Below are 17,585 nucleotides of genomic sequence, written 5' to 3'. Positions count from 1 at the left end.
AGCTGTTTATGCGCCTGAGTACCCGCGTTGCTGCGCTCTGTGTCGGACTCCTAGTCAGCCACCACGCCGCAGCGGCCGAGTTGCCACAACGCTGGGTCAGTGCCGGTGGAGCTTTATCGGAATGGATCAGCGCACTGGGCGGTGAATCGAAACTGGTCGGTGTCGACACCACCAGTCAGCACCCGGAATCGCTCAAGGCATTGCCAAGCATCGGGTATCAGCGGCAATTGTCGGCGGAGGGCATCTTGAGCTTACGCCCGCAGATACTCGTCGGTACCGAGGAAATGGGACCGCCACCGGTACTTTCGCAGGTTCGCAGTGCAGGCGTGCAGGTCGAACTTTTCTCGGCCCAGCCGGACCTGCCGACCTTGCAGGGTAATTTGCAGCATTTGGGCAAGTTACTCGGCACAGAAGATCAGGCTTCGCAGGTGTTTCAGACCTATCAACAGCAACTCGATCAACAAAAGATCCGGGTCACTCGGGCGCAGTTGAAGGAAAAATCGCCGGGCGTGCTGTTGTTGCTTGGCCACGCGGGCGGTAAACCGCTCATCGCCGGCAAGGACACCGCCGCCGATTGGTTGCTGCAACAGGCCGGTGGGCACAATCTGGCCACGCATACCGGCTATAAACCCTTTTCTGTTGAATCCCTGGTCAGTCTGGATCCCGAGGTGCTGGTGTTTGCCGATCGTGCGCTGTCCGGCGATGCGGCCCGTGCGGCGTTGTTCAAGGAGAACCCGATCCTGTCCTCGACCCGAGCGGCCAAGGGCAGACGAGTCATGGAGCTTGATCCGACCTTGTTGGTCGGGGGCTTGGGACCGCGGCTACCCGAGGCGTTGAAAAAGCTGTCTGACGCTTTCTACCCCGGTTCGGCCGGCCAATGACCATCCTGGTTAAACCCCGCGCTTTATTCGTTGGTCTGACCCTGCTGTGCGTGTTGGCCATCTGGCTGTCGTTGGCGCTTGGACCGGTGAGCTTGCCGTTGTTCGACACCATGCGTGCAGCCTTGCGACTGGTGGGTGTCCCGATCGCGCCCGACGGACTGGAACAGGCCGAGCTGATCCTCGGGCAGATTCGCTTGCCGCGAACCTTGTTGGGTTTGGCCGTGGGGGGTGTATTGGCACTGTCCGGGGTGGCGATGCAGGGGTTGTTTCGTAATCCCCTGGCCGATCCGGGGCTGGTCGGCGTCTCCAGCGGTGCGGCATTGGGCGCGGCAATTGCGATTGTCGGTGGCTCGGTATTCGGCGGACTGCCCGAATCCTTCGGGCCTTATCTGTTATCGCTGTGCGCGTTTCTCGGCGGGCTCGGCGTGACGACGTTGGTGTATCGACTGGGGCGGCGTAACGGGCAGACCAATGTCGCGACGATGCTGCTGGCCGGTATTGCGCTGACTGCGCTGGCCGGTTCCGCCGTGGGGCTGTTCACCTATCTGGCGGATGACGCGACGCTGCGCACCCTGACGTTCTGGAACCTGGGCAGCCTCAATGGCGCCAGCTATTCGCGGCTGTGGCCGTTACTGCTGATCAGTGCCGGCGTGGCGCTGTGGCTGCCGCGCCGGGCCAAGGCCTTGAATGCGTTGTTGCTGGGTGAGTCGGAGGCCGGTCACCTGGGCATCGACGTCGAACGGCTCAAGCGCGAATTGGTGTTTTGCACGGCGTTGGGTGTCGGTGCTGCGGTAGCTGCGGCGGGGATGATCGGGTTTGTGGGGCTGGTGGTGCCGCATCTGGTGCGACTGCTGGCCGGTCCGGATCATCGTGTGCTATTGCCAGCGTCAGTATTGGCGGGGGCCAGTCTTTTGTTGTTTGCCGATCTGGTGGCGCGACTGGCCCTGGCGCCGGCCGAATTGCCGATCGGGATTGTCACGGCTTTCATCGGTGCGCCGTTCTTTCTGTATTTATTGCTCAGAGGGCGTGCCTGATGTTGCGAACGCAAAATCTGCAAATCCGTCGGGGCCGAAAGATTGTCCTGACGGACATCACGCTTGATCTCAATCCGGGCGAAGTCCTCGGTGTGTTGGGGCCTAACGGCGCCGGTAAAAGCACTTTGCTCGGCGCCTTGTGCGGCGAGTTGCAGGCTCATCATGGCAGCGTCTGGCTCGACGAGCGCGAGTTGAGCGATTGGACGGGGACGTCGCGAGCGCAGCGTTTGGCGGTATTGCCGCAGGTGTCGACCCTGGACTTCGCTTTTCGTGTCGAAGAGGTGGTCGGCATGGGCCGCCTGCCGCATCAAAGCGGTCGGGTCCGCGATGACGAGATCGTTGCCGCCGCATTGCACGCTGCCGATGCCGGGCATTTGAGTGGCCGCAGCTATCTGGCCTTGTCCGGTGGCGAACGTCAGCGGGTGCATCTGGCGCGGGTTCTGGCACAACTCTGGCCGGGCGAAGCGGGGCAAACGTTGTTGCTCGATGAACCAACGTCGATGCTCGACCCGCTTCATCAGCACACCACGTTGCAAGCCGTGCGCGAGTTTGCCAATCGCGGCGCGGCGGTACTGGTGATCCTGCATGATCTGAACCTGGCCGCGCGCTATTGTGATCGCCTGTTACTGCTTGAAGGCGGGCGCCCGGTGGCGCTCGATACCCCGGAGCAGGTGTTGCGCCCGGAGCCACTCAAGGCCGTGTTCGGGCTGGAAGTGTTGGTGCAGCAGCACCCGGAGCGTGGGCATCCGCTGATCATCGCCCGCTGAGTTTTTTATGGAGTGAAAACATGCGTGGGATTTTGATGCTGGCCTTGCTGATGCTGAGTGCCTGTCAGCATGTTTCGACTCCGCCGCCGGTTGTCGGCGAGATCCGGGACTTGCGCAGTGGTCAGACCCTCACGGTAGAGGAACTGGTTGAACGGTTGGAGAGGCCTTCACGGCTGATCGTGGGCGAACAGCATGACAATCGCGATCACCATCAACTGCAATTGTGGTTGTTGAAGTCGCTGGGTGAGCAGCGACCCCAAGGCAGTCTGTTGCTGGAAATGCTCACGCCGGATCAACAGCTGCGCGTCGATGACGTCCGTCGCGCCTCGACACCACCAGCGGATTTACCCGGTGCATTGGCCTGGCAGTCTGGCTGGGACTGGAATCTGTACGGTCCGATCGTTCGTTTCGCCCTGACCCAGCCATACCCCCTGCTGGCAGCCAATCTGGACACGCTTGAAGTCCGTACCGTTTATGCCAACCCACCGACATTGAGCGGTTCGCGCTCCAACGCTGCTTCAGTCAAGGACGAGTTGCTGAAGCAAGTCAGCGACTCCCACTGTGGTCTGCTGCCCGAATCACAGATGCCGGCGATGCTGGCGGTCCAGCAACAACGCGACCGACGGATGGCCGAACGCCTGCTGGCGGCACCCACGCCTTCACTACTGTTTGCCGGCGCCTACCACGCGCGCAAGGATGTCGGCGTGCCGATTCATGTGCTTGATCTGGGAGATCTCCAGGCGCCTGTGGTGTTGATGTTGGCGGAGCAGGGCAGCGAGGTCACACCGGCCATGGCGGATTACGTCTGGTACACGCCTGCCAAGCCACCGCAGGATTACTGCGCGCAAATGCGTAAGCAATTTGGCAAGTGAGCGAACGACTTTTCTCCAGGCAAAAAAAGACCCGGCAAGAGCCGGGTCAAATAACCGTGATTAGCCTGATGAGGAGATATCTGAGAGTCCGAACCAAGGGCTTTTCAAATATCGACCAGTCTCGCGACCAGTTGTGATAATCATAGCGATTCTCATTACCAAGTCAACCGCTGATTTCTCAATTCTTTGAAATGCGCTGCTCGTTGGCTGGAAACGCCCGTCATCATTGGGTTTCAGCCTGTGCGGTTGAGCGAGCTCATCACAATGATCTGCTTGTTGAGCAGGTCGATATGTCGGGCCATGCTCGCAATCAGGCTATGGGCGATCTTCGGATTGCTTTGGGTCAGGCTGAGAAACTGGTCCTTGGGGATCAGCATGACAGTGCTGGGCTCGCTGGTGATCACGCTGGCGTTACGCTTCTCGCCAGTGAACACCGCCATGGCGCCGAAAATCTCGTCCTTGGGTATATCGCCGACTTTATGTCCGTCGACAAAGGCTTCGGCATGGCCATCAATGATGACGAATACGTGATCCGGTTCATCGCCCTGACGGATCAACACTTCGCCACTGGCCACGCGCTGAAAGCCATTGGTGCTTCGAAACTCGGGTTGTTTCAGGCGGGCGAGTGCGTCGGACAGCAGGGCGGACTGACCGGCCATGTATTGAAGAAATAACTCCGAACGCTCCGGGTCGGCGTAGATATGCTGAAAAACCTCGGAGCGCAGATAAGGCGTCAGTGCTAACGGGCTATCGCTACGAAAGCGGCAACGCGGCAGTTCCGTGCCCTGGCGCAAGCCGATCAGATCTCCCTCGTGCAGATAGAATAATGCCCGATCGTCGATGTATCCATGCAGCAGGCCATTGTCCAGTACAAACAGTTGATTGCCGGGTAACAGGACGGCCAGATCATCGACGGCTGAAAACTCCAGGCTCGGTCCGCAGGGCATCAAACCTTCCAGCAGCCGGACGGGAATATGTTGCAGTCGGTTGATCAGCGCGTCGGCGTAAGCCGGTTGTTCCCCAAGTAGGTACATGGCTGCTGCGTCCGTTCAGTTCTTGTGACGTGACGAGATAGCTTCCAGCTGTTTGTTCAAGGCGTCCTTGCGCTCGGCGGGAATGTCATTCCAATGCACATCCATCAGGGCGCCTTCGATGGCATATAACAACACCTTGGACGCCCGAAACCCGCGCGTGCGCACGGCCCGATAAGCATCCACCGCCCCCAGTCGACGCAAGTCCGAGGCGCTGTGGATGCCCACGGCATGCAGCCACTGCGCCGACGTCTTGCCAAGATTCTTCAGGTGCTGCAGTTCATCATTCATCAAGCCTCCTTGCGACGGCCGAACGGTGCGTGGGCGAGCTTCTCAGGAGTGTAGCCATCAGTAGGAAAAGCGTGATTGTTTGGTCGGTTTCGACGCAAAAGCTTCTAAGAAGCGAAGTCCCGAAGCTGTGTGAAAGTCTGCGAGTGCGGCAGGAAGAGAGGGCGGTGGAATCAGGTTTTCAGGCAGACCATGCCCAGAGTCCAGCGCAAAGCGGGAGCGCCGAACGGTTCAGTTAAAAGTCGTTTTTAGCGGGTGCGATAACGCAGGCGGGTACCGAAATTCATCGACATCAGGATCTCGTCAGCACTCAGCTCTGGCGGGAAGTAGGCACCGGAGATCTGTGCGTGAGCAAGGCTCGCGCCTTCCAGGGAGGCGTTGCGAAAGTCGATGCCGCGCAAGTCGGCGGAGCGGAAGTAGGCATCGGTAAAGTCGACGCCGTCGGCGTTCAGTTCACGCAGGTCCAGCCCCCGGAAATCGCCACCGACCATGTCGACAGGTCCGTCTTTTGGGCGCTCGTTGTTGAAGCCAGTGATGTCGTCTTTGTGCAGCAAAGCATAAAGCGGGGTGTCGAGAAGTTTCGGCTGGCTCATGTCAGATCACCTGTTGGTTTTATGACGCCAGTATAGTGCCACTATTTGGCAGCCGTGAAGCCGGCGAAGGCTTCACGGCTGAAATAGTTTCTTACAGACCCGGCAGGCGCTGGCGAATCTGTGCAACGACGGTGTCGAGGGTTCCGCTTTCATTGGTCTGAACGCGTTTGCTGCAGAGAATCTCTGCTGGCGTCAGAGCCTCGCGAGTGGCTTGCTGGGCTTCGATAACCGCCAGATTGGCGTCGGACGGGTCCTTTTTGTCTGCCTGACGCAAGGCCAGCCAGCTCTCGATCACCGCTTGCGGCGCATTGCAATCGAGGATCAGGAATGGCGCGCCAGTGGCTTCGGCGATCTTCGCTGCGCCGTCACGCTGGTCGCGCTTGAGGTAAGTCGCATCGACTACCACCGGGAAACCGGCACGCAGGATCACTGCGGCAATTTCATGCAGGCGGGTGTAAGTGGCGGCGCTGGCGTCGGCGCTATAGATGCCGGCCTGCGGGTCGTTTGGCACGGTTTGCTCGCCGAACAGACGTTTGCGCTCTACATCGGAACGCAGGCGAATGGCGCCCAATGCTTCCACCAGGCGCATGGCCACGTGGCTCTTGCCGACGGCAGAAACACCGTGGGTGATGGCCATGAAACGCGAAGGAATGGTGCTGTAGCTTTCCGCCAGGTTGGCGTAATTGCGGTACTGACGCAGGGTGGTGGCTCGCTGCACCGGGTCGGCCTCGGCCGGCATGCTGAACAGGCTGACCTTGGCGCGAACCAGTGCGCGATAGGCTTTATAGAAGTTGAGCAACTCAAGGCCCTGGTAATCGCCGGTCAGTTCCAGGTACTGGCTGATGAAGCGGCGCGCCAGACTCTTCAGGCCACGGTCTTCCAGGTCCATCGCCAGGAAGCCGGTGTCGGCGTAAACGTCGGTGAAGCGGAACGGTTCGTTGAACTCGATGCAGTCGAAGATCACGACCTTGTCGTCGATCACGGTGGCGTTGCCCAGGTGGATGTCACCGTGGCATTCGCGGATGAAACCTTCGGCTTTGCGCTGGGCGAACAGTGGCTTGAGGCGTTCGAAGCTGCTTTCGGCCCAGGCTTGCAGCGCATCCAGTTGCAGCAGATCGGCTTTGTCGCTGAGGAACGGACGGATCTGTTCGAAATTCTGGCGTACCGGTGCCATCACGCTGTCCGGCGTGCCGGCTTCGTGTTCGGCAGGCACTTTCGGTGCGCTGAGGTGGAATTGGGCGATCTGCGCGGCCATCTCGTCGATGTGCAAGGGGGTCAATTCGCCGTTGGCTTGCAGCGTGCTGAGCAGTTGGCTCTGTGGGAATTGACGCATTTTCAGTGCGTAATCGACGACCGGACCCTCGCCACCCAGTTGTGGGGCTTCGGCGCTGCCGGTGATTGGCAACACTTCGAGGTACAAATCGTTGGTCAGGCGCTGGTTAAGGCGCAGCTCTTCGCCGCAAAAATGCTTGCGAGCATCGAGGTTGGTGAAGTCCAGGAAGCCGAAATTCACTGGCTTCTTCACTTTATAAGCAAAGGGGCCAGTGAGGATTACCCAGGAAATATGGGTTTCGATGACCTGGAACCCGTCTACGGGATGCGGGTAGAGGGCCGGGTTTTGCAGGGCGGCGATCAGGGACTGGCTCACAGGCGATCCTTCAGAGTCTGGGGAAAATTCACGGCCGCCATTATGGCCGCAAGTCCGTCTGACGCAAACCTCGGAGGGCTCCTGTTGAGTATGAATAAAGTGCGTATAATCCGCCGCCATGACTCGTACTCGATCCCCCCGCACCCCAAAAAAACCACCTTCCAAGGGCCTGCGCCCCTGGCTGGGCTGGGCCCTTAAACTCAGTCTGGTCGGCCTTGTGGTGCTGGCCGGATTCGCGGTTTACCTCGACGCGATTGTCCAGGAAAAGTTCTCCGGCAAGCGCTGGACCATCCCGGCCAAGGTGTACGCGCGTCCGCTGGAGCTGTTCGTCGGACAAAAGCTCAGCAAGGACGATTTTCTGACCGAGCTCGATGCCTTGGGCTATCGACGCGAAAGCGTGAGCAATGGACCCGGCGCGGCGGCGGTCAGCGGCAATACCGTCGACTTGAATACCCGTGGCTTCCAGTTCTATGAAGGCATGGAGCAAGCGCAACCGGTACGGGTGCGTTTCTCTGGCGACTACGTGGCCGAATTGTCGGCGACCAACGGTTCGAAACTCTCTGTGGTGCGGTTGGAACCACTACTGATTGGCGGGATTTACCCGAAAAATCTCGAAGATCGTATTTTGATCAAAATTGATCAGGTCCCACCGTATTTGCTGGAAACGCTGGTCGCTGTGGAAGACCGGGATTTCTACAGCCACTGGGGCGTGTCGCCCAAGTCGATTGCCCGAGCCATCTACGTCAACACCTCTGGCGGCAAGATGACCCAAGGCGGCAGTACGCTGACGCAACAATTGGTCAAGAACTTCTACCTGACCAGCGAACGCAGCCTGACCCGTAAACTCACCGAAGCCATGATGGCGATGTTGCTTGAGCTGCATTACGACAAACGAGAAATTCTTGAGGCTTACCTCAATGAAGTGTTCGTCGGTCAGGATGGGCAGCGCGCGGTGCATGGTTTCGGCTTGGCAAGCCAGTTTTTCTTCGGGCAGCCGTTGTCTGAACTGAAGCTGCATCAAGTCGCGATGCTGGTGGGCATGGTCAAGGGGCCGTCCTATTACAACCCTCGTCGCAACCCTGAACGGGCGCTTGAACGGCGCAATCTCGTGCTCGATGTACTTGAGCAACAGGGCGTTGCCAGCGCCGATCAGGTCGCTGCGGCGAAGAAAATGCCACTGGGTGTGACGACTCGCGGCAAGCTGGCCGACAGCTCGTTCCCGGGCTTCCTCGACCTGGTCAAGCGTCAGCTGCGTGAAGACTATCGCGACGAAGACTTGACCGAAGAAGGTCTGCGGATCTTCACCAGTTTCGACCCGATCCTGCAGATGAAAGCCGAGGCATCGGTCAACGACACCTTCAAGAGACTCTCCGGGCGCAAGGGTTCCGATGAGGTTGAAGCGGCCATGGTCGTGACCAACCCGGAAACCGGTGAAGTGCAGGCCATGATTGGCAGTCGTCAGGCAAGTTTTGCCGGCTTCAACCGTGCGCTGGATGCTGTACGACCGATCGGCTCTTTGATCAAACCGGCGGTTTATCTGACAGCCCTTGAGAAACCGAGCCAGTACACCTTGACCAGTTGGCTGTCGGACGATTCTTTCTCGGTCAAAGGCGCGGACGGTCAAGTCTGGAAACCGCAGAACTACGATCGCCGCTCCCATGGCACGGTATTTCTGTATCAGGGCTTGGCGCATTCCTACAACCTGTCGACCGCGCGTCTCGGGTTGGCGGTGGGCGTACCGAATGTCCTGAAGACCCTCGGGCGCCTCGGCGTGACTCGCGAATTCCCGGCGTTCCCGTCGATGTTGCTGGGTGCTGGCGGCATGACCCCGATCGAGGTGGCGACCATGTACCAGACCCTGGCCAATGGTGGTTTCAATACGCCGATGCGCGGGATCCGTAGCGTATTGACCGCTGAAGGCGAACCGCTCAAGCGTTATCCGTTCCAGATCCAGCAGCGTTTCGATCCGGCCTCCATTTACCTGATCCAGAGCGCCATGCAGCGGGTCATGCGTGAAGGTACCGGCAGTTCGGTTTACAACGTGTTGCCGAAAACCCTGACCCTGGCCGGCAAGACCGGCACCAGTAACGATTCGCGGGACAGCTGGTTTGCCGGTTTCAGTCAGGACCTGCTGGCAGTGGTCTGGCTGGGTCGCGATGACAACGGCAAGACTCCGTTCACCGGCGCCACCGGTGCGCTGCAGGTCTGGACCAGTTTCATGCGCAAGGCCGATCCGTTGCCGCTGGACATGCCGCAGCCAGACAACATTGTTCAGGCCTGGGTCGATTCGCGTACCGGACAAGGCTCTGATGCCAACTGCCCAGGTGCGGTGCAGATGCCGTATATTCGCGGCAGTGAACCGCCTCCCGGTGCCGCTTGCGGTGGCGAAAGCCCTGTTTCCGGCGAAACGGTGATGGATTGGGTCAAGGGCTGGATGAATTAAGCAAAGAGGGTTTCAAGTGAACAAGTGGTTGATTCCAGCGGTTACCGCCGTGGCTTTGCTCAGCGGTTGCTCCTCCGTACAACGCGGGTCGATTCCGGTTGTGGATTCCGGTAGCGCCGTTTCGAACAGTGAGCGGGTTTCGGCGAATGGCGGTTTCCGTCAGACGACGACTAAACGTCCTGCGCAAGCCCAGACCCAGGCAATCCCGCAAGGCGATACCGGTGTAGTCGTGATGGTGCCAGGTGGTGGCGCAGTCGCGTCGGCACCGATCAGCACTGCGCCGATTACGCCAGGCCCGATTACCCCGGGGCCGATCGATACCTCGCCGGTCCAGTCGGCACCGATCAACCAGGGCAGCTACAGCATGCCGTCGACGCCGAGCGGGATTCCTTCGGCGAACTCCGGTGGCTTGTCTGCCGACGAGCAATTGGACGGTCCGGTTCTGGCCTTGCTGACCACCGCTCAGCAGCAACAGTCGAGCGGTGATCTCAACGGTGCTTCCTCCAGCCTCGAGCGCGCCCAGCGTGTTGCGCCGCGTGAGCCGCAAGTGCTTTATCGTCTGGCTCAGGTGCGTATGGCTCAAGGCGATGCGCCACAAGCCGAGCAGTTTGCTCGTCGTGGCCTGACCTTCGCCAACGGTCGTCCGGCACTTCAGGCCAGTCTGTGGGAATTGATCGCTCAGGCGCGTGAAAAACAGGGTGATTCTGCTGGCGCAGCATTGGCCCGTCAGAAGGCCAAGGTATCGCTGTGATGGATGCGCGCTTTCCGAAGATTGCCGAACAGTTGCTATTGATCGAGCGCGAGCTGCGGGTTCAGGGTTGGTGGGACGAGGTCTCGCCCTCCGCCGAAGCGCTTTCCAGTGTCGAACCATTCTCGGTCGATACGCTGGATTTCGAGCAGTGGCTGCAATGGATCTTCCTTCCGCGGATGAAGGTGATCCTCGAGCAGGATCTGCCCTTGCCAAACGCTTCGGGAATTCAGGAGATGGCCGAAATGGTCTTCGCGGCTCGTAATGTCCAGGGCAAGGACCGGCAGTTGCAGGTGCTGCTCAAAGAGTTTGATCTACTGATCACCGCCTCCCGCTAACGCCGATCCGTTGTAGGAGCTGTCTATTGGCAGTTATCCGCAATCTGATTCTGTGCTTCGCTGATGCGCTCCTGACGTTGCTGGTCAGTCAGGCGGCGCATCTCGCCTTCGACATCCTCCCGTATTCGCGGATTGTTCTGCAACTGAGCCAGGTTCGTTCGCGCCTGTTCGCAGAATTCCTTTAGCTGGGCTTGCTGCTCGGTCACCTGCTTTTTAACTTTCTTGTCGATCGCCTGTTGATCACCAATGGCGCCGCTGCGTGGCAACGGGGGCTGGTTGCTTGCAGGCGAGGAGGGCGTTACCACGGTGGTGGCTTCCCGGCCTTGCGGCGGTTGGGCGTCGAAGTGGGTAACGCCCTGGGCGTCGACCCATTTGTAAATCTGAGCGGCCATGCACAAAGGGCTGATGCCAATCAGCAGGCTGACGGTCAGGAAAAACGTTCGCATGCCATTTCCTTGTATTGGGTTGCGCAATTGAAGCTAACACAGTTGCTGTTTAGCGGTTTTTTCTTGCTTTCTCATGTGCTTAGTTCAATAAAGCACATAGACGACTTGACTTGGAGAGGACGAAACAGAAGAATCCAAAGTCCGCTGTAGAGGGACTGCCAGAAGCAGGCCCGCTCAGCAGATCATGAGGCGCACATCCGCGCCGACCTGTTACACCCGCAACGCGTTACCTCGCGCTGGGTGGGAAAGGCCCGCAACACTTGGGACGATCCCAATACTTGCTCAGTCAGTGCTGACGTAGTCGGCGACCACCGTCGCTCATGCTCTGCTGAGAAGTAAACCTATTAAGACCCGTCCTCTTTTATGTGGGCGGTATTCTGGCGTTTTAGAGGTGAACAACGTGGAGCTTTTATCTGGCGGTGAGATGCTCGTCCGCTTTTTGCGTGACGAAGGCGTCAAATATATCTACGGGTACCCGGGTGGTGCTCTTCTTCATGTCTACGATGCCCTGTTCAAAGAACCGGAAGTGACCCACATCCTGGTTCGTCACGAACAGGCTGCGACCCATATGGCTGACGGCTATGCCCGTGCCACCGGTAAAGCCGGTGTGGTACTGGTGACCTCCGGCCCGGGCGCAACCAACGCCATCACCGGTATTGCCACGGCCTACATGGACTCCATTCCGATGGTGGTCATTTCTGGCCAGGTGCCTAGCACCATGGTGGGCACCGATGCGTTCCAGGAAACCGACATGATCGGTATCTCCCGGCCGATCGTGAAGCACAGCTTCATGATCAAGCACGCGTCGGAAATCCCGGAAGTCATGAAGAAGGCGTTCTACCTCGCGCAATCCGGTCGTCCTGGTCCGGTCGTTGTCGATATCCCGAAAGACATGACCAACCCGGCCGAGAAGTTCGAATACATCTTCCCGAAAAAAGCCAAGCTGCGTTCCTACAGCCCGGCTGTTCGCGGTCACTCCGGGCAAATCCGCAAGGCGGCAGAAATGCTCCTGGCGGCCAAGCGTCCTGTGATGTACGCAGGCGGCGGCGTGATTCTCGGTGGTGGCTCCGCGCCGCTGACCGAGCTGGCGAAGATGCTCAACCTGCCAGTGACCAATACCCTGATGGGTCTGGGTGCCTACCCTGGCACCGACCGTCAGTTCATCGGCATGCTCGGCATGCACGGCAGCTACACCGCTAACCTGGCGATGCACCATGCCGACGTGATCCTTGCAGTCGGCGCGCGTTTCGATGACCGCGTGATCAACGGCCCGGCCAAGTTCTGCCCGAATGCCAAGATCATTCACATCGACATCGACCCGGCTTCGATTTCCAAGACCATCAAGGCAGACGTACCTATTGTCGGTCCGGTCGAGAGTGTCCTGACCGAGATGGTCGCGATCCTCAAGGAAATCGGCGAGACCCCGAACAAGGAGTCTGTTGCCAGCTGGTGGAAGCAAGTTGATGAGTGGCGCGGTGACCGCGGTCTGTTCCCTTACGACAAGGGCGATGGCAGCGTCATCAAGCCGCAGGCCGTGATCGAAACCCTGTGCGAAGTCACCAAGGGCGATGCCTTTGTGGCCTCTGACGTGGGCCAGCACCAAATGTTCGCGGCGCAGTACTACACGTTTAACAAGCCGAACCGCTGGATCAACTCTGGTGGCCTGGGCACCATGGGCTTCGGTTTTCCGGCGGCCATGGGCATCAAGCTGAGCTTCCCGGATGACGACGTCGTCTGCGTGACGGGCGAAGGCAGTATCCAGATGAACATTCAGGAACTGTCCACCTGTCTGCAATATGGTTTGCCGGTGAAAATCGTCATCCTGAACAATGGTGTTCTGGGTATGGTTCGCCAGTGGCAAGACATGAGCTATGGCAGCCGTCACTCGCATTCCTACATGGAGTCGTTGCCTGACTTCGTCAAGTTGGCGGAGGCCTATGGTCACGTCGGCATGCGCATCACCGACTCGAAAGATTTGAAGTCGAAGATGGAGGAAGCGTTTGCCATGAAAGATCGCCTGGTGGTGCTCGATATTTCGGTCGACACCAGCGAGCACGTCTACCCGATGCAGATCAAAGACGGCTCCATGCGCGATATGTGGCTGAGCAAGACGGAGCGTACATAATCATGCGGCACATTATTTCCTTGCTTCTGGAAAACGAACCTGGCGCTCTGTCTCGTGTAGTCGGCCTGTTCTCGCAGCGCAACTACAACATCGAAAGCCTGACCGTGGCACCTACCGAAGACCCGACCCTGTCGCGTCTGACGCTGACCACGGTTGGTCATGATGAAGTTATCGAGCAGATCACCAAGAACCTGAACAAGTTGATCGAAGTGGTCAAGCTGGTCGACCTGTCGGAGAGTGCTCACATCGAGCGCGAGCTGATGCTGGTCAAGGTCAAGGCCACCGGTGCCCAGCGCGCCGAGATCAAACGCACTACCGATATTTATCGTGGGCAGATCGTTGACGTCAGCGCTAGCGTGTATACCGTTCAATTGACCGGTACCAGCGATAAGCTCGACAGCTTCATTCAGTCCATTGGCACCGCCTCGATTCTGGAGACCGTCCGCAGCGGCGTAACCGGTATCGCCCGCGGCGACAAAGTACTCAGCATCTAAACCAAATTAGCGAATGGCCTGAACGGCCTGGATATATAGGGGAATTTCATGAAAGTTTATTACGAAAAAGACTGCGACCTGTCGATCATCCAGGGCAAGAAAGTTGCCATCATCGGTTACGGTTCCCAGGGCCACGCTCAAGCGTGCAACCTGAAAGACTCCGGCGTTGACGTTACTGTTGGTCTGCGTAAAGGTTCGGCGACTGTTGCCAAAGCCGAAGCTCACGGCCTGAAAGTGACCGACGTTGCTTCCGCTGTTGCGGCTGCCGACCTGGTCATGATCCTGACCCCGGACGAGTTCCAGTCCGCTCTGTACAAGAACGAAATCGAGCCGAACATCAAGAAAGGCGCCACCCTGGCCTTCTCCCACGGCTTCGCGATTCACTACAACCAGGTTGTTCCGCGCGCTGACCTCGACGTGATCATGATCGCGCCGAAAGCTCCGGGCCACACCGTGCGTTCCGAGTTCGTCAAAGGCGGCGGTATCCCTGACCTGATCGCTATCTATCAGGATGCTTCCGGCAACGCCAAAAACGTTGCGCTGTCCTACGCCGCTGGCGTTGGTGGCGGTCGTACCGGCATCATCGAAACCACCTTCAAGGACGAGACTGAAACCGACCTGTTCGGCGAACAAGCCGTTCTGTGCGGCGGTACCGTTGAGCTGGTTAAAGCCGGTTTCGAAACCCTGGTTGAAGCTGGCTACGCGCCGGAAATGGCCTACTTCGAATGCCTGCACGAGCTGAAACTGATTGTTGACCTCATGTACGAAGGCGGTATCGCCAACATGAACTACTCGATCTCCAACAACGCTGAGTACGGCGAGTACGTGACCGGTCCGGAAGTGATCAACGCCGAATCCCGTCAGGCCATGCGCAATGCCCTGAAACGTATTCAGGACGGCGAATACGCCAAGATGTTCATCAGCGAAGGCGCTACCGGCTATCCTTCGATGACTGCCAAGCGTCGTAACAACGCCGCTCACGGTATCGAAATCATCGGCGAGCAACTGCGCTCCATGATGCCGTGGATCGGTGCCAACAAGATCGTCGACAAAGCTAAAAACTAAGTCGCGCACTTGTACGAAAAACGCGGCCTAGGCCGCGTTTTTTCGTTTGGGTGGCTGGTTCTGGTATAAAGCTGCATCGTTTGCGGCCGAACCGTCGTCCCAGACACCTGTCCAAACTTCCACCCCGTTGCAAGGTAATGTCCATGAGCGAACGTCCCGAAGAGCCAAACCAGGCTTCTGACGCCGAAAGCCTGCTGCCCATCGATGAACACATCGAGGAAGGGCATGACGCTGAAGGTCGTAAAGTCCGGCATCGTGGTATCTATCTTCTGCCGAATCTGTTCACCACTGCGAACCTGTTTGCAGGGTTTTATTCCATCATCAACTCGATGAGCGCGCAGAGCGCCTTGAGTGCCGGTGATTCGATTGGTGCGAGCAAGTATTTTGCTTTTGCAGCGATCGCGATTTTTGTCGCGATGGTGCTCGACGGCCTCGATGGTCGCGTTGCCCGTATGACCAATACCCAGAGCGCCTTCGGTGCCGAGTACGACTCGCTGTCCGACATGGTCGCCTTTGGTGTTGCGCCGGCATTGCTGGCGTTCGGTTGGGCCTTGGGCGACATGGGTAAGGTCGGCTGGATGGTTGCCTTCATTTATGTAGCTGGCGCGGCGTTGCGCCTGGCGCGTTTCAATACCCAGGTCGGCACGGCGGACAAGCGCTACTTCATTGGTCTGGCCAGTCCGGCTGCTGCTGGTGTGGTTGCAGGCATTGTCTGGGCGTTCAGTGATTACGGCATTCAGGGCTCGAAGATGTCCTTCCTGGTTGCATTGATGGTCGCTGCCGCCGGCATGCTGATGGTCAGCAACATCAAGTACAACAGCTTCAAGGAGCTGGACTTGAAAGGGCGTGTTCCTTTCGTGGCGATTCTCGCTGTGGTGTTGGTGTTTGCCGTGGTGTTCAGTGATCCGCCGCGCATCCTGCTGCTGGTTTTTCTCGCTTATGCAGCCTCTGGCCCGGTTCAATATCTGTTACGTCTTCGTCGGCACAAAAACGCTTAACTTCCCTCATACTCCGCAGCTATTGGTGCATTTGTTCTCCAATGCTGCGGAGTTGCCATGCTGATCAAAGTCCCCAAAGCGTCTGACTGCCATGAGTCGGACGTCACGCCTGAATCCTTCTATCTATCTCGTCGCAATGTGCTTGGTGCCGCCGTTGCCGGTTTGGCCGTAAGCAGCCTGCCGCGCTGGGCCAGTGCCGAGGATGCTGCGCGTTATGCGGATGTCGAGCCTGGCAAGGCGCCTTCCTGGTTTGCCGAAAAACTGCCTGCTACCAAATGGGGGGCGGTCAACGTCAAGGATGAGGCGATCACGCCATTCAAGGACGCGACCCATTACAACAACTTCTATGAGTTCGGCACCGATAAAGGTGATCCGGCCGCCAACGCCGGCGCGTTGAAAACCGAGCCTTGGAGCGTGGTAATAGACGGGGAGGTGGGCAAGCCGGGGCGGTATGCACTGGAAGACTTCATGAAGCCTTATCAGTTGGAGGAGCGCATCTACCGTCTTCGCTGTGTAGAAGCCTGGTCAATGGTCATTCCATGGATCGGATTTCCCATCTCGGCCCTGCTCAAGGAAGTCGAGCCGACTTCCAAAGCCAAATTCATTCGCTTCGAAACCCTGGAAGATCCCAAGAGCATGCCTGGGCAGCGCTCCGGTTTTGCCTTGATCGATTGGCCTTATGTGGAAGGGCTGCGCCTGGATGAGGCGATGAACCCGTTGGCGATTCTTGCCGTGGGTATGTACGGGCGGGAGTTGGCGAATCAGAACGGCGCGCCTCTGCGTTTGGTGGTCCCGTGGAAGTACGGCTTCAAGAGCATCAAATCCATCGTGCGGATCAGTCTGGTGAGCGAGCAGCCGAAAACCACCTGGCAGAGCATTGCCTCGGATGAGTATGGTTTTTATGCGAACGTGAATCCTGGGGTCGACCATCCACGTTGGACTCAGGCGCGTGAGCGGCGTTTGCCGAGCGGGCTGTTCAAGCCCAATGTGCGGGACACGCAGATGTTCAATGGCTACTCGGATGAAGTCGCCTCCTTATATGCAGGGCTCGATTTGCGGAAGAACTATTGATGCGATTTCCGTTTTGGCGAATTGGCGTCTTTATAGCTGCTGCGGTCTGGCCCGTGCTTTGGTTGTATCAGGCCTGGGAGGATGTGCTGGGGCCTGATCCGGGTAAGGTGCTGGTTGACCGGTTGGGGCTGGGGACGCTTGTCCTGCTGCTCATTACTTTAAGCATGACACCTGTGCAGAAACTTACCGGTTGGGCGGGGTGGGTTGCTGTCCGGCGGCAACTGGGGTTGTGGTGCTTCGCTTATGTGGTTTTGCATTTGAGTGGGTATACGGCGTTCATCCTCGGCTTTGATTGGTCACAGTTGGGTGTCGAGTTGCGCAAGCGGCCGTACATTATTGTCGGGACGCTGGGGTTTCTCTGTTTATTGGCCTTGGCGGTGACCTCAAATCGCTATAGTCAGCGGCGTTTGGGTTCTCGCTGGAAGAAACTGCATCGTCTTGCCTATGTAGTTCTCGGGCTTGGATTGCTGCATATGTTGTGGATCGTACGTGCTGATCTTAAGGAATGGGCGGTTTACGCCTCTATAGGTGCATTGCTATTAGTGTTGCGACTACCCCCTGTAGCCCGCCGAATCCCACGATTAATAGCCAAAAAGACACCTTCTGCACGAAAAGCATAATTAAGGGTTGACGGCAGATTCTGGAAGTCTATAATTCGCCCCACTTCCGGCGCAGTCGAAACGGAAAACTCCTTGATAAACAATGAGTTACGCAGTTTTCGACAGCGAGCGGCTTCAGGTCAT

18 protein-coding genes are annotated in these 17,585 nt (G+C 58.2%); 13 read left to right on the top strand and 5 right to left on the bottom strand.

Features of this window, described 5'->3' with window-relative positions:
- The first annotated feature begins 8 nt into the window (after nucleotides 1-8).
- From VD17_RS03560 to VD17_RS03545, 4 genes are read left to right on the top strand one after another with little or no spacing between them, the layout of a single operon-like run.
- Nucleotides 9-881: a heme/hemin ABC transporter substrate-binding protein gene (locus VD17_RS03560; RefSeq protein WP_046052711.1), complete on the top strand. Its 873-nt coding sequence runs from the start codon at nucleotides 9-11 to the stop codon at nucleotides 879-881.
- A gap of 50 nt (nucleotides 882-931) precedes the next feature.
- Nucleotides 932-1,915, top strand: coding sequence for a FecCD family ABC transporter permease (locus VD17_RS03555; RefSeq protein WP_185753102.1), 984 nt, complete (start codon nucleotides 932-934; stop codon nucleotides 1,913-1,915).
- Complete coding sequence (locus VD17_RS03550) at nucleotides 1,915-2,682, top strand: heme ABC transporter ATP-binding protein (RefSeq protein ID WP_046052709.1); 768 nt, start codon at nucleotides 1,915-1,917, stop codon at nucleotides 2,680-2,682. Before VD17_RS03555 ends, VD17_RS03550 begins: the two co-directional genes overlap by 1 nt.
- Nucleotides 2,683-2,702: 20 nt before the next feature.
- Nucleotides 2,703-3,554, top strand: coding sequence for a ChaN family lipoprotein (locus VD17_RS03545; protein ID WP_046052708.1), 852 nt, complete (start codon nucleotides 2,703-2,705; stop codon nucleotides 3,552-3,554).
- A 233-nt stretch (nucleotides 3,555-3,787) separates the two neighbouring features.
- On the opposite strand, the gene VD17_RS03540 is transcribed toward VD17_RS03545, so the two are convergent.
- The 4 genes from VD17_RS03540 to VD17_RS03525 all read right to left on the bottom strand — a co-directional run bounded on the left by VD17_RS03540 (nucleotide 3,788) and on the right by VD17_RS03525 (nucleotide 7,114).
- Nucleotides 3,788-4,588 carry a Crp/Fnr family transcriptional regulator gene (locus tag VD17_RS03540; protein ID WP_046052707.1) on the bottom strand — a complete coding sequence of 267 codons (801 nt, stop codon included), beginning with the start codon at nucleotides 4,586-4,588 and terminating at the stop codon, nucleotides 3,788-3,790.
- Nucleotides 4,589-4,603: 15 nt separating this feature from the next.
- Nucleotides 4,604-4,876 carry a TfoX/Sxy family protein gene (locus tag VD17_RS03535; RefSeq protein WP_003228231.1) on the bottom strand — a complete coding sequence of 91 codons (273 nt, stop codon included), beginning with the start codon at nucleotides 4,874-4,876 and terminating at the stop codon, nucleotides 4,604-4,606.
- A gap of 245 nt (nucleotides 4,877-5,121) precedes the next feature.
- Entirely contained in the window at nucleotides 5,122-5,466 is a 345-nt protein-coding gene (locus VD17_RS03530; protein ID WP_046052706.1) for a pentapeptide repeat-containing protein, read from the bottom strand.
- A gap of 91 nt (nucleotides 5,467-5,557) precedes the next feature.
- Complete coding sequence (locus tag VD17_RS03525; RefSeq protein WP_046052705.1) at nucleotides 5,558-7,114, bottom strand: AAA family ATPase; 1,557 nt, start codon at nucleotides 7,112-7,114, stop codon at nucleotides 5,558-5,560.
- Between the two features lie 118 nt (nucleotides 7,115-7,232).
- Between VD17_RS03525 and mrcB the strand changes: the two genes are divergently transcribed.
- The 3 genes from mrcB to VD17_RS03510 are packed head-to-tail and all read left to right on the top strand — an operon-like array spanning nucleotide 7,233 to nucleotide 10,643.
- Nucleotides 7,233-9,557: a penicillin-binding protein 1B gene (mrcB, locus tag VD17_RS03520; RefSeq protein WP_046052704.1), complete on the top strand. Its 2,325-nt coding sequence runs from the start codon at nucleotides 7,233-7,235 to the stop codon at nucleotides 9,555-9,557.
- 16 nt (nucleotides 9,558-9,573) lie between these two features.
- Nucleotides 9,574-10,308 (top strand): tetratricopeptide repeat protein, encoded by a 735-nt coding sequence (locus VD17_RS03515; protein ID WP_046052703.1) that lies wholly within the window; start codon nucleotides 9,574-9,576, stop codon nucleotides 10,306-10,308.
- Nucleotides 10,308-10,643, top strand: coding sequence for a YqcC family protein (locus VD17_RS03510; protein WP_033054374.1), 336 nt, complete (start codon nucleotides 10,308-10,310; stop codon nucleotides 10,641-10,643). Before VD17_RS03515 ends, VD17_RS03510 begins: the two co-directional genes overlap by 1 nt.
- A gap of 23 nt (nucleotides 10,644-10,666) precedes the next feature.
- On the opposite strand, the gene VD17_RS03505 is transcribed toward VD17_RS03510, so the two are convergent.
- Nucleotides 10,667-11,089 (bottom strand): DUF4124 domain-containing protein, encoded by a 423-nt coding sequence (locus VD17_RS03505; RefSeq protein WP_046052702.1) that lies wholly within the window; start codon nucleotides 11,087-11,089, stop codon nucleotides 10,667-10,669.
- Between the two features lie 400 nt (nucleotides 11,090-11,489).
- On the opposite strand from VD17_RS03505, the gene VD17_RS03500 reads away from it, so the two are divergent.
- The 6 genes from VD17_RS03500 (at nucleotide 11,490) to msrQ (ending at nucleotide 17,462) form a co-directional block, all read left to right on the top strand.
- Complete coding sequence (locus VD17_RS03500) at nucleotides 11,490-13,214, top strand: acetolactate synthase 3 large subunit (protein ID WP_046052773.1); 1,725 nt, start codon at nucleotides 11,490-11,492, stop codon at nucleotides 13,212-13,214.
- A 2-nt stretch (nucleotides 13,215-13,216) separates the two neighbouring features.
- Nucleotides 13,217-13,708, top strand: a complete 492-nt coding sequence (gene ilvN / locus VD17_RS03495) for an acetolactate synthase small subunit (protein WP_003176102.1) — start codon at nucleotides 13,217-13,219, stop codon at nucleotides 13,706-13,708.
- A 48-nt stretch (nucleotides 13,709-13,756) separates the two neighbouring features.
- On the top strand, nucleotides 13,757-14,773 hold the full coding sequence (ilvC, locus tag VD17_RS03490) for a ketol-acid reductoisomerase (protein WP_007948647.1): 1,017 nt from the start codon (nucleotides 13,757-13,759) through the stop codon (nucleotides 14,771-14,773).
- Nucleotides 14,774-14,916: 143 nt separating this feature from the next.
- Complete coding sequence (pssA, locus tag VD17_RS03485; RefSeq protein WP_008156794.1) at nucleotides 14,917-15,771, top strand: CDP-diacylglycerol--serine O-phosphatidyltransferase; 855 nt, start codon at nucleotides 14,917-14,919, stop codon at nucleotides 15,769-15,771.
- 57 nt (nucleotides 15,772-15,828) lie between these two features.
- Entirely contained in the window at nucleotides 15,829-16,842 is a 1,014-nt protein-coding gene (gene msrP / locus VD17_RS03480) for a protein-methionine-sulfoxide reductase catalytic subunit MsrP (RefSeq protein WP_046052701.1), read from the top strand.
- Nucleotides 16,842-17,462 carry a protein-methionine-sulfoxide reductase heme-binding subunit MsrQ gene (gene msrQ / locus VD17_RS03475; RefSeq protein WP_046052700.1) on the top strand — a complete coding sequence of 207 codons (621 nt, stop codon included), beginning with the start codon at nucleotides 16,842-16,844 and terminating at the stop codon, nucleotides 17,460-17,462. Before msrP ends, msrQ begins: the two co-directional genes overlap by 1 nt.
- Nucleotides 17,463-17,585 lie beyond the last annotated feature (123 nt).

It is taken from the genome of Pseudomonas fluorescens (assembly GCF_000968015.1).
Classification (GTDB): Bacteria; Pseudomonadota; Gammaproteobacteria; order Pseudomonadales; family Pseudomonadaceae; genus Aquipseudomonas; species Aquipseudomonas fluorescens_W.
This window is presented reverse-complemented; position numbering and strand designations above follow the sequence as displayed.

Excerpts from the sequence above, each read along its gene's own strand:
- VD17_RS03560 (WP_046052711.1), top strand. The coding sequence starts at position 9 with ATGCGCCTGAGTACCCGCGTTGCTGCGCTCTGTGTCGGACTCCTAGTC.
- VD17_RS03550 (WP_046052709.1), top strand. The coding sequence starts at position 1,915 with ATGTTGCGAACGCAAAATCTGCAAATCCGTCGGGGCCGAAAGATTGTC.
- VD17_RS03545 (WP_046052708.1), top strand. The coding sequence starts at position 2,703 with ATGCGTGGGATTTTGATGCTGGCCTTGCTGATGCTGAGTGCCTGTCAG.
- VD17_RS03540 (WP_046052707.1), bottom strand. The coding sequence starts at position 4,588 with ATGTACCTACTTGGGGAACAACCGGCTTACGCCGACGCGCTGATCAAC.
- VD17_RS03535 (WP_003228231.1), bottom strand. The coding sequence starts at position 4,876 with ATGAATGATGAACTGCAGCACCTGAAGAATCTTGGCAAGACGTCGGCG.
- VD17_RS03530 (WP_046052706.1), bottom strand. The coding sequence starts at position 5,466 with ATGAGCCAGCCGAAACTTCTCGACACCCCGCTTTATGCTTTGCTGCAC.
- mrcB (WP_046052704.1), top strand. The coding sequence starts at position 7,233 with ATGACTCGTACTCGATCCCCCCGCACCCCAAAAAAACCACCTTCCAAG.
- VD17_RS03510 (WP_033054374.1), top strand. The coding sequence starts at position 10,308 with ATGGATGCGCGCTTTCCGAAGATTGCCGAACAGTTGCTATTGATCGAG.
- VD17_RS03505 (WP_046052702.1), bottom strand. The coding sequence starts at position 11,089 with ATGCGAACGTTTTTCCTGACCGTCAGCCTGCTGATTGGCATCAGCCCT.
- ilvN (WP_003176102.1), top strand. The coding sequence starts at position 13,217 with ATGCGGCACATTATTTCCTTGCTTCTGGAAAACGAACCTGGCGCTCTG.
- ilvC (WP_007948647.1), top strand. The coding sequence starts at position 13,757 with ATGAAAGTTTATTACGAAAAAGACTGCGACCTGTCGATCATCCAGGGC.
- pssA (WP_008156794.1), top strand. The coding sequence starts at position 14,917 with ATGAGCGAACGTCCCGAAGAGCCAAACCAGGCTTCTGACGCCGAAAGC.
- msrP (WP_046052701.1), top strand. The coding sequence starts at position 15,829 with ATGCTGATCAAAGTCCCCAAAGCGTCTGACTGCCATGAGTCGGACGTC.
- msrQ (WP_046052700.1), top strand. The coding sequence starts at position 16,842 with ATGCGATTTCCGTTTTGGCGAATTGGCGTCTTTATAGCTGCTGCGGTC.